Origin of the sequence: Mesorhizobium sp. M8A.F.Ca.ET.202.01.1.1, assembly GCF_004791595.1 — a bacterium.
Classification (GTDB): Bacteria; Pseudomonadota; Alphaproteobacteria; order Rhizobiales; family Rhizobiaceae; genus Mesorhizobium.
In genome coordinates, this window is record NZ_SRUN01000012.1 from 237,639 (window position 1) to 252,354 (window position 14,716).

Below are 14,716 nucleotides of genomic sequence, written 5' to 3' on the forward strand. Positions count from 1 at the left end.
ACTTTCTGAACACAAGCAATTCCAGGAAAAGTGCGAAGCGGTTTTCCCACGGGAATTGCGACAACCAAGACCGTGATTTGATGGCTCTCATTCCCACCATTGGCTTGCCGAAGGGCCGCACCGGCCAGTTCATCGTCGACGGTGTCGCCGATGGATACGAGGCCTTCGCGCTGGTCCAGACGGCGCTCGAGATCGCACCCGACAAGCCGGTGCTGTTCGTGGCCCGCGACGGCCAGCGCCTGCCTTCCATCATCGAGGCGCTGTCCTTCGTCGCACCCGGCCTGCCCGTGCTGGAGCTGCCTGCCTGGGACTGCCTGCCATACGACCGTGTGTCGCCGGGTTCCGATGCCGCCGCCAAGCGCCTCGATGCGCTGACCGCCATGATCGCGCTGGCGAAGAAACCGCATCGTGCCGTCATTCTCACCACCGCCAATGCGTTGCTGCAGCGTATTCCGCCCGCGGAGCTTGTCGAGGCGCAGACCTTCCACGCCAGACCCGGCAACCAGATCGACATGAATGCGCTGATCGCGCGGCTGGAGACGTCGGGATTCGAACGCGTGCCGACCGTGCGAGGCATCGGCGAATTCGCGGTGCGCGGCGGCATTCTCGACCTCTTCGCGCCCGGCTGGACCGAGGCGCTGCGACTTGATTTCTTCGGCGACACGCTGGAATCGATCCGCGTCTTCGACGCCGCCACGCAGCGCACCACTGGCCAGCGCAAATCGATGGCGCTGCAGGCGATGAGCGAAGTGGCGCTGACGCCTCAAACCATCAGCCGCTTCCGCCGCGCCTATATCGAGGCCTTCGGCGCGCCATCGCGTGACGACGGGCTCTACGCCGCGGTCAGCGAGGGGCGGCGCTTCGCGGGCATGGAGCATTGGCTGCCGTTCTTCTATGAGCGGCTGGAGACGGTGTTCGATTACCTGCCTGACGCACCCGTGGTTTTCGACCATCTGGCGCATGAGGCGCTTGCCGAACGTCATACGCTGATCCTCGACCACTACGAGGCGCGCAAAAAGCAGGCTGACGGTGCGCTCAAGGATGCGGTGCCCTACAAGCCGGTTGCGCCGGACCTGCTCTACCTCTCGCCGGAGAATCTCAAGTCTTCGCTTGGCGAGCGCGAGGACATCGACTTTACCGTGTTCGATGCGCCCGACGTAGGGGGTAAGAAAGTCTTCCACGCCGGCTCGCGGCATGGCCGCAGCTTCGTCGAGGAGCGAGCCGATCCGAACGTCAATGTCTTCGATGTCGTCGTCCGGCACATAGCCGACGAGCGCGCGGCGCGGCGCCGGGTCGTCATCGCCGGCTGGACCGAAGGCTCGCTCGACAGGCTTGGCCAGATTCTGGCCGAGCACCATCTCGGCAACCTCAAACAGGTCGAGACGCTGGCCGAGGCCGAACAGCTCGAGCCGGGCCAGGCCGCATTGGCGGTTTTGCCGCTGGAATCCGGCTTTGAGACTGAAAAGCTAGTCGTTGTCGCCGAACAGGACATTCTGGGCGATCGGCTGATCCGTCGCTCGAAGCGCAAGAAGCGTGCGTCCGATTTCATCGCCGAAGCCTCGGCCCTGTCGGCCGGTGACATTGTCGTCCATGCCGACCACGGCATTGGCCGCTTCATCGGCCTGCGCACCATCGAAGCGGTCGGCGCGCCGCATGACTGCCTGGAAATCCACTATGCGGGCGACGACCGGCTGTTCCTGCCGGTGGAAAACATCGAGCTTTTGTCGCGCTATGGCTCCGACACAGCCGAGGCAACGCTCGACAAGCTCGGCGGCGGCGCCTGGCAGTCGCGCAAGGCCAAGCTGAAGCGGCGCCTGCTCGATATGGCCGGGCAGCTGATCCGCATCGCCGCCGAACGGCAGATGCGCGCCGCGCCGGCGCTAGTGCCGGCCGAAGGCCTCTATGACGAGTTTGCCGCCCGCTTCCCCTACGAGGAAACCGACGACCAGCAGACGGCCATCGACTCGGTGCGCGACGACCTTGGCGCCGGCAAGCCGATGGACCGGCTGATCTGCGGCGATGTCGGCTTCGGCAAGACCGAAGTGGCGCTGCGCGCCGCCTTCATCGCTGCGTTGGAAGGATTTCAGGTCGCCGTGGTGGTGCCCACGACGCTGTTGTCGCGCCAGCACTTCAAGACATTCTCGCAGCGTTTCTCAGGGCTTCCCATCCGTGTCGCCCAGGCCTCGCGGCTGGTCGGCGCCAAGGAACTCGCCGAGACGAAGAAGGCCCTGGCCGAGGGGCAGGTCGACATCGTCGTCGGCACCCACGCGCTGCTCGGGTCGTCGATCTCGTTCAAGAATCTCGGCCTGCTGATCATCGACGAGGAGCAGCATTTTGGCGTCAAGCACAAGGAACGGCTGAAGGACCTGAAGAGCGACGTGCACGTCCTGACGCTGTCGGCGACGCCGATTCCGCGCACTCTGCAACTGGCCTTGACCGGCGTACGCGAACTGTCGCTGATCGCCACGCCGCCGGTCGACCGCATGGCGGTGCGCACCTTCATCTCGCCCTTCGATCCGCTGGTCATCCGCGAGACGCTGCTGCGCGAGCGCTACCGCGGTGGCCATTCCTTCTATGTGGTTCCGCGGATCAGCGATCTCGCTGAAATCCATGATTTCCTGAAGGAATCCGTTTCCGAGCTGAAGGTGGCGGTGGCCCATGGGCAGATGCCGCCTGGCGAACTCGATGACATCATGAACGCCTTCTATGACGGGCAGTACGACGTGCTTCTGTCGACCACCATCGTCGAATCGGGCCTAGACATCCCGACCGCCAACACGCTGATCATCCATCGCGCCGACATGTTCGGCCTGTCGCAGCTCTACCAGTTGCGCGGCCGCGTCGGGCGCTCGAAGGTGCGCGCCTATGCGCTGTTCACCCTGCCGGCCAACCGCAAGCTGACCGACACGGCCGAGCGCCGACTGAAGGTGCTGCAATCGCTCGACACGCTGGGCGCCGGTTTCCAACTCGCCAGCCATGATCTCGACATCAGGGGCGCTGGCAATCTTCTGGGCGAAGAACAGTCCGGGCACATCAAGGAGGTCGGCTTCGAGCTCTACCAGCAGATGCTGGAGGAGGCGGTCGCCGAGGTGAAGGATTCCGGCGAGGTCCAGGATGGCGGCTGGTCGCCGCAGATCGCCGTCGGTACGGCGGTGATGATCCCGGAAGGCTACGTGCCGGACCTGCAGCTCAGGCTGGCGCTTTATCGCCGTCTCGGCGATCTCGAAACCACCGAGGAAATCGACGCCTTCGGCGCCGAGTTGATCGACCGTTTCGGCCCGCTGCCGGACGAGGTGAAGCATCTCTTGAAGATCGTCTTCATCAAGGCGCTCTGCCGCAAGGCCAATGTCGAGAAGCTCGACGCCGGGCCGAAGGGCGTCGTCATCCATTTCCGCAAGCGTGAATTCCCCAATCCCGTCGGACTGGTCAAGTATATCGGCGAGCAGGGTTCGCTGGCCAAGATCAGGCCGGACCATAGCGTGGTCTTCGCGCGTGATTGGCCGAATGCCGAAAAGCGCCTGGCGGGCTCGGCTGTGGTCATGACGCAATTGGCGAAGTTGGCGGAGAAGGCGGCCTGATCCCGGCTTTCGGGTCGTCCAGGGGGCGTCAAGCCATTCGCCAGCATCGAAATTCCGGTCTAGAATAGGAAATCGGCTTCGTGTATGGAGCCGCCACCCCATCTAGGGGCTGGAAATGGCGGGCAAGGGTGTTCGCCGGAAAGAGCGTTGGGTGCAGCGATGACGAAATGGTCGCCGAATTCGTGGAGAGCAAAGCCGATCAAGCAGGTTCCCGCCTATCCGGACCTTGCAGCGCTGAAGAACACGGAAGCCCAACTCGCCACCTTTCCGCCGCTGGTCTTTGCCGGCGAGGCGCGCAAGCTGAAGAAGCAATTGGCTACCGTCGCCGCCGGTGAGGCCTTCCTGCTCCAGGGCGGCGACTGCGCCGAGAGTTTTGCCGAACATGGCGCGGACAACATCCGCGACTTCTTCCGCGTCTTCCTGCAAATGTCGGTCGTGCTGACCTTCGCCGGCGCGCAGCCGGTGGTGAAGGTCGGCCGCGTCGCCGGCCAGTTCGCCAAGCCGCGCTCGTCCGACAACGAGACCAAGGGCGAGGTGACGCTGCCGAGCTATCGCGGCGACATCATCAACGGCATCGAATTCGACGCCAAGTCCCGCATCCCTGATCCTGCCCGCCAGGAAATGGCGTACCGCCAGTCGGCGGCGACCCTTAATCTTCTGCGTGCGTTCGCGCAGGGAGGCTATGCCAGCCTGGAGAACGTGCATCGCTGGATGCTCGGCTTCGTCTCCGACAGCCCCCAAGGCGAGAAATACGAGTCGCTTGCCAACCGCATCACCGAGACGATGGATTTCATGCGCGCGGTCGGCATTACGTCCGAAACCAATTTCGCGCTGCGCGAAACCGACTTCTACACCAGCCACGAGGCGCTGCTGCTCGGCTACGAGGAAGCGCTGACCCGTGTCGATTCGACCTCCGGCGACTGGTACGCCACGTCGGGCCACATGATCTGGATCGGCGACCGCACGCGCCAGCCCGACCATGCGCATGTCGAATATTGCCGCGGCATCAAGAATCCGCTCGGGCTGAAATGCGGTCCGTCGCTGACGCCGGACGGCCTGCTGGAACTGATCGACCTGCTGAACCCCGAGAACGAGCCGGGGCGGCTGACGCTGATCGCCCGCTTCGGTTCCGACAAGGTTGCCGACCATCTGCCGAAGCTGGTGCGCGCGGTGCAGAAGGAAGGCCGCAGCGTGGTCTGGTCGTCGGATCCGATGCACGGCAACACCATCGAAGCCGCCGGCTACAAGACGCGGCCCTTCGATCGCATCCTGAAGGAGGTGCAGACCTTCTTCGAGGTGCACCGCGCCGAAGGTACCCATCCGGGCGGCATCCATGTCGAGATGACCGGCAAGAACGTCACCGAATGCACCGGTGGCGCGCGCGCCATCACGGCCGAGGAGTTGCAGGACCGCTACCACACCCATTGCGATCCGCGCCTCAATGCCGACCAGGCGATCGAACTGGCCTTCCTGGTCTCGGATCTGTTGAAGAAGAGCCATCCGGTGCAGCACAAGCAAGTCGCGAACGGCTGAGCCTGGCAATTGGACCGATGAAGCAAAAGGCGCCTGGGAAACCCGGCGCCTTTTCCATTTTCGGCTTTTTTGTTTGTGCCTCCGACCGTGCTGGCGCGGCCGGCGAAAAGCGCAGGCTTCAGTCTTGCTTGTAAAGCAGCCAGCTCTTGCCGGCGCGGCCGGCCATGGCCGAATGCCTGGTGACGCGGTTGCGGCCACTGACTTTCGAGCGATAGAGCGCCCGATCCGCCTTGGTGTAGAGGTCTTCGGGGCCTTCGGCCTCGGATGCCATGCAGATACCCATCGATACCGTCACGGTGCCGTAATTCATGCCGGTCTGGCTGCTGGTGAAGGGGGTCTGCTCGATCAGCGTGCGGATGCGTTCCGCGATCTCGTAGGTCGCGTCCTCGCTGGCGCCCTCGATGATCAGCGCGAACTCCTCGCCGCCGGTGCGGGCGACGAACATGTCGCCGCGAATGCTGGTCCGGAAAATCTCGGCGATGATCTGGATGATCTTGTCGCCCACGGGATGGCCGTAGCGGTCATTGATGTCCTTGAACCGATCGATGTCGACAAGCACCAGGGCATTGAACAGGATACCTTTGTTGCTGTTGTAGATCCTGGTGATTTCCTTGTCGAAGGCGCGGCGATTCCAGATCTGGGTCAACGGATCCGTGTCGGCCAGCCGCTTGTATTCCTCGAGCTTCGACTTGACGCTCTCGAGTTCGGCCGTCTTGTCGCTCAGCGTCGAGGCGATCTGCCGGCCGTGATCGATCGTCGAATTGGTCGCGATGGTCATTGCATTGGCGATTTTTTGCAGAAGATCCTGGGAGAGCAGGCTGCGGTTGGTCAGGCCGCTCGATGTCTCATCGAGGATTCTGCCGTATTTTTCGATGTGGCTGCGTTCGCTGCGCAGGAGCGACGCGACCTCTTCGAGCTCGCGGGCGATGACGTCCCTGGCATGCTCGACGATGCCGGGGCCATGGTTATGGGCGAAGAAGGTGCGTCCGATCTGATCGAGCTCGTCCTGCGTCGGCCGGTTGCTCAGCGATACGACGGCGAGGCTGAGTTCGCGGTTGGTGCCGCTCAAGGCCTCATAGAAAATCTCATAGTTGCGTGGCAGACCGAGGACGCCAAGCTGGCGCATGGTGGCGACAACGGTGGTTGCGATATCGGTGCTTCGTTCGGTCGAGGCTGCTGCCGGCTGCATGTCTGATTCACTCTTCCCCTCGGATCCCGGCCAGAATTCGCGGGTCCATTGATCACCGACCTGGGGAGCGCTACCCGGTGCGCCAGAACATCTTGCGAAGAGGCGCGTCCCCACCTGCGCCCTTCGCTTGTGAAGATCATACTTGCGTCGGCGCTAAAGTTTCCTTAATCCGCCCGACTTCCACAGGTTTCCTCTACCTGTGGCTGTAAACGCATAAATTTTTGCACCGCCATCCCGGGACAACCCGCTGTTCGGTGGTCTTGAAGGCGAAACTTTTGCGGTGTGTTGCCGCAAATGAAACTGAATTTCGAATTCGCCGCGCCAATCGATGTCGTATTTGTTTGCGCGTAACCACGGCGAAGCTGGAATCCTGACAAGGATGCTGGAGACGAGGTTTCTTCGAGGACTGCCGAAATGAGCGACAACCACCAGGGATCATGCCTGTGCGGAGCGGTCCGCTTCCGGACAAGCGGGGCGCTGCGTGGCGTCGTCTACTGCCATTGTTCGCAATGCCGTAAACAGAGCGGGCATTTCTATGCCGCGACCAATGTCGCCGATACCGACATCTCGATTGAAGGGACGGAAAGCATCACCTGGTATGAAGCGTCCGCTTTCGCCAGGCGCGGCTTCTGCAAGGCATGCGGATCGGTGCTGTTCTGGAAGGCAATGGATCAGGACTATATTTCGGTCATGGCGGGATCGTTCGACAAGCCGACCGCGCTCAAGGGCGAATGTCATATCTTCGTCGGCGACAAGGGCGACTATTATTCGATAGACGACGGGCTGCCGCAGTTTGAAAAGTCGACGCCATCCATACCGGTCGCCGAATGAAATTTGGACGATCCGCCTTATTCCATTGATCGGAGCATTGCTTTATCCCGGGCCGGTGATTCCGAGAGGGGCCTTGGCATGCAACGGCTGATCGATGCTTTTATCAATTCGGTGCGGGCGTTTCGCAAGCTGGCCGCTCATGAGAAGGCATTCCAGCAGGAGCTGATGCTGCTGGCGCTCGCCTTGCCGGCCGGATGGTTCATTTCGGTCTCCTGGCGTGGTTATGCCTTGCTGATCGGCGCGGTGCTGCTGCTGATCATGGTCGAGGTTCTGAACACCGGCATCGAGGCGGCATGCGACGCGTTCAGCCGCGAGTTCAATGTCGACATCCAGCTGGCCAAGGACTGTGGCTCGCTGGCGGTGCTGATTTCGGTCGTGATCGCTGGCGGCGTCTGGGGCATTGCCCTGATCGAACGCATTACCGGGGTGCCGATCTGAGACCTTGATCCCTATATGACAGTCACCAAAGGAGACCGTCATGGCAGAGGTCACGAATTCCTCGCTTCTCGAACGCCTGGGCTTGCCGGAAGACCTGCGCTGGCTGGCCGAAAAGTATCCGCGCGAGAACTGGCAGGGTCACGCCAATATTCACGGCATGGCCAATATGTGGCTGCAGCGGCACGACATGTTCCGCGAACTCGGCGGCATGCTCACCGGCGGCATTGGCAACTATCGCGAAGGCAGACTGGCGGCTACCGATTTCGCGCGCTGGTTCGCACCACGCCTCAACCATTTTCTCGGGGATCTCGATGGGCACCACAATGTCGAGGACTACCAGTATTTCCCGGCCTTCGCCAAGGCGGAGCCCCGTCTGAAACGCGGCTTCGACATTCTCGATGCCGATCACCACACGATCCACGAAGGACTGGAGCGCAACGCCGAGGCGGCGAATGCCTTCATCCGCACACTTCAGGAGAGTGAGGACAAGCAGCGCTTCGCCGCCGATGCCTACGCCGACGAAAACAGCCGGCTGATCGCGATGCTGACCCGGCATCTCGCCGATGAGGAGGACCTGATCATCCCGCTCATTCTCGATCGGGGTGATCGGGCGCTCGGCATCGACTAACCGGTCAAACCTCCTTGGCGCGCTCCCGCTTGGCGATGTGGCGGGCGGCAAGCCAGGCAAGCACGGCCACGGCAAGGCCGATGCCAAGCCCGACGAACAGCCGCTCGTGGCGCATCAGCGCCTGGCCGATCAACTGTTCGGCTCCCAATCCGAAGACATAGCCGATCGTGCTGAACAGCACTGCCCAGATCACCGATGAGATGGCGTTGAGGATGACGAAGCGGGGCGCCGCTATGGTCGAAAGGCCGGCCGCGACGCCGCCGACCAGGCGCATGCCGTAAATGTAGCGGTTCGACAGCACGAATATGTTGGGATGGGTGTTGAGCAGACGGTAAGCGCGGCGAAAGCCGGGCCGCCGACGCAGCCTGACGACATGGCGATTATCGGCGAAACTCCTGCCGAGGATGAAGAAGAAGGTATCGCCGGCGAAGGCGCCCAGCGCTGCCGCGGCAAAGGCATGCCACAGCACGAAAACATGTTGGTGAGCGAAGAAGCCACCCAGGATCGCGGCACTTTCGCCTTCGGCCACGCAGCCGAGAAAAACCGCCAGCAACCCGTATTGTTCGATGAAATGGTGGATCGCCTCGGTCATGACGCCGACTGCTGTGACAGTCTTTCATCGATCCGCTTGACCACTTCCGCCAGCCGCACGATCTCGTCGCGCATGCCGATGATCTGGCTGTGGCGCAATTCGTCCAGTTTCTCATGCAGCGCCATGATCTCGATCTCGGCCTTCAGATTGACCTCGTAGTCGTGGGCGGCATCGATGCGGTCGCGTTCGGTCTGGCGGTTCTGCGCCATCATGATCACCGGCGCCTGCAGGGCGGCGATCATCGACAGCACGAGGTTGAGGAAGATGAAGGGGTAGGGGTCGAACGCATCGCGTGACAACAGCCAGACATTGCCTGATGTCCAGACGACCAGGAAGGCGATGAAGGTCAGGATGAAGGACCAGGAGCCGCCGATGCGGGCAATCGTATCGGCAAGGCGGTCGCCAAAGGTCTGATGGAAGGCGACGGCCTTGTTGGTGTCCCTGGTGATGGTGGTACGCTCGATGGTGCTTTGCAGCACCCGGCTTTCCAGCTGGCTCAGTCCATCCGGCTTACGCTTCAGCCAGCGGTTCGCCAGATCGTCGATCGTCTTGTTCATGGCCGTCTCCAAGCGCTTTGCTGCGCTAGAGGTAGAGGCTGCCGGCCCAGGCGGGAAGTGCTAGATTGAGGCGAACCGAGAGGGACCGATGGCCGACTTCAAGAAAATTCGCGCTCGCGCGGCAAATCGCAAGGGCGGCGAGGCGGAACTGACCTCCCTGTTGGGGCCGATGCCCGACAATGCGGCGGTGGCCGACATCACCGATGACCGTATCCTCTCGACGATGGCCGAGCGCGTCTTCGCAGCCGGTTTCGTCTGGCGGGTCATCGAGCAGAAATGGCCTGGATTCGAAGAGGCGTTCCTGCGCTTCGAACCCAAGCGGTTGCTGTTCCAGCCTGACGATTTCTGGCACGACCTGGCTTCGGATCAACGCATCGTGCGCAATCCGCAGAAGATCAAATCCGTTCGCGACAACGCCGCCTTCGTCGAGCGCGTGTCCAGGGAGCATCGCGGTTTCGGCCGGTTTCTCGCCGACTGGCCCGCCGACGACCAGGTCGGGCTGATGGCCTATCTCGGCAAGCATGGCAGCCGGCTCGGCGGCAACACCGGCCAGTATTTCCTGCGCTGGCTGGGCTGGGACGCTTTCGTCATTTCGGCCGATATGGCCGCCGCCCTTCGCGACGCGGGCCTCGACATCGCCGAGAACCCGACATCGAAGAAGGATCTCGACAAGATCCAGGCCCAGATCAATCAATGGGTGAGGGAGACGGGCCTGCCGCGCCGGCACATTTCGCGCATCCTGGCGATGTCGATCGGAGAGAACCATTCGCCGCAATCGCTGCGCGAGTATATGGGCGACGATTGACGGTCTGAATTGGTCCAAACGAACGCCATTGCGGGGCGAATTCCGCCGCGCTAAGTCAGCAGGCATGACCAAAAAACTCGACATACTGCGTATCGCCATTGCCCAGCTCAACCCGACGGTCGGCGATGTCGCCGGCAATCTTGCCAAGGCGCGCGAGGCGAGGGCGGATGCTGCCCGCCAGGGCGCCGATCTCGTGCTCTACACCGAGCTTTTCCTCGCCGGCTATCCGCCGGAGGACCTGGTGCTGAAGCCGGCCTTCCTCAGGGCATGCGAGCGGGCGGCCGAGGACTTTGCCAGGGATACTGCGGACGGTGGTCCGGGCGTCATCATCGGCACGCCGCTGAAGCGCAAGAGCGGCACGCATAATTCCATCGTCTTCGCCGATGGCGGCAAGATCATCGCCGAACGCTACAAGCTCGACCTGCCCAATTACGGCGAGTTCGACGAGAAGCGCGTTTTCCAGGCCGGGCCCGAGATCCAGGGGCCGGTCAACTTCCGTGGCGTGCGCATCGGCGTCCCGATCTGCGAAGACATCTGGGGCGAGGTCGGCATCTGCGAGACGCTGGCCGAAAGCGGCGCGGAAATCCTGCTGGTGCCGAACGGCTCGCCCTATTATCGCGCCAAGATCGACGTTCGCCGCCAGGTCGTCATCAAGCAAGTCATCGAATGCGGCTTGCCGATGATCTATGCCAACCAGCTCGGCGGCCAGGACGAGCTGATCTTCGACGGCGCCTCCTTCGCCATCGGTGCGGACAAGACGCTCGCCTTCCAGATGAGCCAGTTCGAGGACGCGGTCGACGTCACCACCTGGAAACGTGCGGACAATGGCTGGGTCTGCTCGGAAGGACCGATGTCGAAAATCCCGGACAAGGAGGAGGCCGACTACCGCGCCTGCATGCTTGGCTTGCGCGACTACGTCAACAAGAACGGCTTCAAGAATGTGGTGCTCGGCCTGTCCGGCGGCATCGATTCGGCGATCTGTGCGGCCCTTGCGGTCGACGCGCTCGGCGAGGAGCGGCTGCGCGCCGTCATGATGCCTTACCGCTACACCTCGAAGGACTCGCTCAAGGATGCCGAGGACTGCGCCCGTGCACTTGGCTGCCGGTATGACATCGTGCCGATCTTCGAGCCGGTCGAAGGATTTTTGCACACGCTGACGCAGTTGTTCGAAGGCACCAAGGAAGGCATCACCGAGGAGAATTTGCAGAGCCGCGCGCGCGGCACCATCCTGATGGCGATCTCCAACAAGTTCGGCTCGATGGTCGTCACCACAGGCAACAAGAGTGAGATGTCGGTCGGCTACGCCACGCTCTATGGCGACATGAACGGTGGCTTCAATCCGATCAAGGACCTCTACAAGATGCAGGTCTATGCGCTGTCGCGCTGGCGCAACAGCCATGTGCCGCCGGGCGCGCTCGGGCCTTCGGGCGAGGTGATCCCGAAGAACATCATCGACAAGGCGCCGTCGGCCGAATTGCGTGAGAACCAGACCGACCAGGATTCGCTGCCGCCCTATCCGGTGCTGGACGATATTCTGGAATGCCTGGTCGAGAACGAGATGGGCGTCGACGACATCGTCGCGCGCGGCCATGACCGGGCGACGGTGACACGCATCGAACATCTGCTCTACATCGCCGAATACAAGCGCCGGCAGGCGGCGCCGGGTGTAAAAATCACCAGGAAGAATTTTGGCCGCGACCGCCGCTATCCCATCACCAACCGTTTCAGGGATCGTGGATAGGCGTCCTTTCGCCTGCTGAGCGAGAGTGCGCGAGACCGCGGCGAGAGTGCCATCATGCCGGACTGTGAGATCAGCTTCGACCTGTCACGCATCGATTTCCGCGCGACCTCCGACCTGTTGATGGCGAGCTACTGGGGAGCTGGACGCAGCGATGCGTTTCATCGCCGAGCCTTTGCCAACTCGTTCTGCGCCGCCGCTTACATCGCTGGCAAGCAGGTCGGTTTCGGCCGGGCGATCACCGACCGCACGGTATTCGCCTATCTCGCCGACATCATCATCTGGCCCGAACATCGCGGGCAAGGCATTGGCTTGCGGCTGGTGCGGGCACTCATCGATCATCCTGAACTCAGCACCGTCTCGCACTGGAGCCTGTCGACCAGCGACGCGCATGGGGTCTATGAAAGACTGGGCTTCAAGGCATCGACGGATGGACGATACATGCGCCTCGATCGTGCGGTGTCTGCCGGGTAAGCAACGCGCGACGACGACAGGCACCAGTCGCGACTGTTGCAAAATCGCCTCATCGGCTGGTCCAGCACTGCTTTTGGCCATGGCTTGCCTTGGCGAACGATCGAAGCATCCCTATAACGACCTCTCCGCGATTCCCTTCAGGGAGGACCGAATGCCAGGATTTGACATCGTTATGCGAGGCCGCGAAGCCTAGGTCTGCGCCGGTGTTCCGAAATATCGGAACCATTCCCGACGCAGAAAAGGCATTTACCGCTGCCGGTCGCCGCCCATTGGGCGGGCGACCAACCATAGCCGAACCTCCGCATTCATGGGCAATTGCCCGGCGCGGCTTATCAATTTTCGACCTTACTGGGATCGGGCTCGTTTGCGCCCGAATGACATCATGGCTCGTTTTAAGATCGATTTGCGCGCCAGCGCCTTTCGCAGTGTTCTTGGGTTCACGCTCATCCATTGGCGGCGCCAGCCCTGGCGGCTTTCGCTGATCATGGGCGGTTTCCTGCTGTCGACGCTGGCCGACGTGCTGACACCGCTCTATTCCGGCCGGCTGGTCGATGCCGTCGCCAGCAGCGCCGGCGCGGACGCGATTGCCTGGAATGCCGCGATGACGGCATTCCTGATTCTGATGGCGCTGGCGCTCACCGGCGTCGTGCTGCGCAACCTTGCCTTCATGGCGATCGTCGAATTGACTCTGAAGATGATGGCCGACATCGCGGCGGACGCTTTCCATCGCGTCCAGCGCTTTTCCACCGACTGGCATGCCAACTCGTTTGCCGGCTCGACCGTGCGCAAGGTGACGCGGGGCATGTGGGCGCTCGACCTGCTCAACGACACTATCCTGATCGCGCTGCTGCCGTCCGTCGTCATGCTCCTAGGCTCGACGCTGCTGCTCGGCTGGTTCTGGCCGCTGATGGGCGCGGTGGTCGCGGCTGGCTCCGTGCTGTTCATCATGGTGACGGCGATGCTTTCGCTTGGCTATGTGGCGCCGGCGGCAAGACTTGCCAACACCTGGGATACGCGGCTGGGTGGCTCGCTGGCCGACGCGGTGAGCTGCAACGCCGTGGTCAAGGGCTTTGGCGCCGAGGAGCGCGAGGAGCGCCGCCTCGCCAGGGTGGTTGCCAAATGGCGTGCGCGCACGCGGCGCACTTGGGTGCGCGGCACCATTAACGGCACCACGCAAGGGGCGCTGCTGCTGGTCATGCGGGCCGCGGTGATCGGCCTGGCGCTGATGCTGTGGTCGTGGGGACAGGCGAGCGCCGGCGATGTCGCCTTTGTGCTGACCTCGTTCTTCGTGCTGCAAGGCTATTTGCGCGATATCGGCACGCATATCCGCAATTTGCAGCGTTCGATCAACGACATGGAGGAACTGGTCGATTTCCAGTCCGAACCGCTGGGCATTGAAGATCGGCCTGGCGCCGGACCGATTGCCATCACGCAAGGCCACATCGCCTTCGACAACGTCACCTTTCACTACGGCAATCACCGGTCTCCGCTCTATCGCGACTTTTCGGTGGATATCGCACCGGGTGAACGTGTCGGGCTCGTCGGTCACTCGGGCTCGGGCAAGACCACCTTCGTCAAGCTCATCCAGCGGCTTTATGACGTGAACGCCGGAACGATCGCGATCGACGGCCAGGATATCTCGCAGGTCGCCCAGGCGTCGCTGCGCGGCCAGATCGCCATCGTCCAGCAGGAACCGATCCTGTTCCACCGTTCGCTGGCCGAAAACATCGCCTATAGCAGGCCAGGCGCCAGCCAAGAGGAGATCGAGCATGCCGCGAGACTGGCGAGCGCGCACGATTTCATCGCCAACCTGCCGAAAGGCTATGGCACGCTGGTCGGCGAGCGTGGCGTGAAACTGTCGGGCGGCGAGCGTCAGCGCGTGGCGATCGCCCGCGCTTTCCTGGCCGATGCGCGCATCCTGATCCTGGACGAGGCGACATCGAGCCTCGATTCGGAATCGGAGGTGCTGATCCAGCAGGCGATGGAACGGCTGATGGTCGGCCGCACGACGCTGGTCATCGCGCACCGGCTTTCGACGGTGAGGGCGCTCGACAGGCTGCTGGTGTTCGATCGCGGCAAGATCGTCGAGGAAGGCTCGCATGACGAGTTGATCCGCCTGAAGGGCGGCATCTACCGCCGCCTGTTCGAGCGCCAGGCGCTGGAACTGACCAAGGGCCTCATGGTCTGACCCGAGATGGCCTCCGGCTTAGGCTGGAGGCCATCTCCATCACGCGGTGCGAGACGTCCGAGCCCCTGTCACCCGGCATATGCTGGCTAAGCAAATCCGCCTGCGAAGTCCTTTTTCATATATCGAGATCGCGGTGTCTGTTTACGTTACCGACCGAGATTCGTT

At 62.5% G+C, this 14,716-nt stretch carries 12 protein-coding genes; 9 read left to right on the top strand and 3 right to left on the bottom strand.

The annotated features are described in order from the left end of the window. Positions 1-80 precede the first annotated feature (80 nt). Together mfd and EN845_RS25055 are read left to right on the top strand one after the other, a co-directional pair. Complete coding sequence (gene mfd / locus EN845_RS25050) at positions 81-3,578, top strand: transcription-repair coupling factor (RefSeq protein ID WP_127872586.1); 3,498 nt, start codon at positions 81-83, stop codon at positions 3,576-3,578. Between the two features lie 159 nt (positions 3,579-3,737). Continuing rightward, on the top strand, positions 3,738-5,111 hold the full coding sequence (locus EN845_RS25055) for a 3-deoxy-7-phosphoheptulonate synthase class II (protein WP_127872585.1): 1,374 nt from the start codon (positions 3,738-3,740) through the stop codon (positions 5,109-5,111). A gap of 118 nt (positions 5,112-5,229) precedes the next feature. Here EN845_RS25055 and EN845_RS25060 read toward each other — a convergent pair whose 3' ends face one another. Next, a complete protein-coding gene (locus EN845_RS25060; protein ID WP_127872584.1) occupies positions 5,230-6,300 on the bottom strand; it encodes a diguanylate cyclase in 1,071 nt (356 codons plus the stop codon). Positions 6,301-6,714: 414 nt separating this feature from the next. Here EN845_RS25060 and EN845_RS25065 point away from each other — a divergent pair, with 414 nt between their 5' ends. The 3 genes from EN845_RS25065 (at position 6,715) to EN845_RS25075 (ending at position 8,197) form a co-directional block, all read left to right on the top strand. Then, a complete protein-coding gene (locus EN845_RS25065; RefSeq protein ID WP_127872583.1) occupies positions 6,715-7,131 on the top strand; it encodes a GFA family protein in 417 nt (138 codons plus the stop codon). Between the two features lie 78 nt (positions 7,132-7,209). Beyond that, positions 7,210-7,569 (top strand): diacylglycerol kinase, encoded by a 360-nt coding sequence (locus EN845_RS25070; RefSeq protein ID WP_127278686.1) that lies wholly within the window; start codon positions 7,210-7,212, stop codon positions 7,567-7,569. A gap of 40 nt (positions 7,570-7,609) precedes the next feature. Beyond that, positions 7,610-8,197 (top strand): hemerythrin domain-containing protein, encoded by a 588-nt coding sequence (locus EN845_RS25075; RefSeq protein ID WP_127872582.1) that lies wholly within the window; start codon positions 7,610-7,612, stop codon positions 8,195-8,197. A gap of 4 nt (positions 8,198-8,201) precedes the next feature. Here the strand turns inward: EN845_RS25075 and EN845_RS25080 are convergent, their stop codons facing one another. Next, positions 8,202-8,789, bottom strand: coding sequence for a DedA family protein (locus EN845_RS25080; RefSeq protein WP_127278685.1), 588 nt, complete (start codon positions 8,787-8,789; stop codon positions 8,202-8,204). Then, positions 8,786-9,346: a DUF1003 domain-containing protein gene (locus EN845_RS25085; protein WP_127872581.1), complete on the bottom strand. Its 561-nt coding sequence runs from the start codon at positions 9,344-9,346 to the stop codon at positions 8,786-8,788. The genes EN845_RS25080 and EN845_RS25085 overlap by 4 nt, the downstream gene beginning before the upstream one ends. 88 nt (positions 9,347-9,434) lie before the next feature. Between EN845_RS25085 and EN845_RS25090 the strand changes: the two genes are divergently transcribed. The 4 genes from EN845_RS25090 to EN845_RS25105 all read left to right on the top strand — a co-directional run bounded on the left by EN845_RS25090 (position 9,435) and on the right by EN845_RS25105 (position 14,551). Continuing rightward, positions 9,435-10,151 (top strand): DNA-3-methyladenine glycosylase I, encoded by a 717-nt coding sequence (locus tag EN845_RS25090; protein WP_127872580.1) that lies wholly within the window; start codon positions 9,435-9,437, stop codon positions 10,149-10,151. 64 nt (positions 10,152-10,215) lie between these two features. Then, entirely contained in the window at positions 10,216-11,892 is a 1,677-nt protein-coding gene (locus EN845_RS25095) for an NAD+ synthase (protein ID WP_127872579.1), read from the top strand. 54 nt (positions 11,893-11,946) lie between these two features. Next, positions 11,947-12,363, top strand: coding sequence for a GNAT family N-acetyltransferase (locus tag EN845_RS25100; RefSeq protein ID WP_127872578.1), 417 nt, complete (start codon positions 11,947-11,949; stop codon positions 12,361-12,363). Between the two features lie 382 nt (positions 12,364-12,745). After that, positions 12,746-14,551, top strand: coding sequence for an ABC transporter ATP-binding protein (locus EN845_RS25105; RefSeq protein ID WP_127872577.1), 1,806 nt, complete (start codon positions 12,746-12,748; stop codon positions 14,549-14,551). The last annotated feature ends 165 nt before the right edge of the window (positions 14,552-14,716 follow it).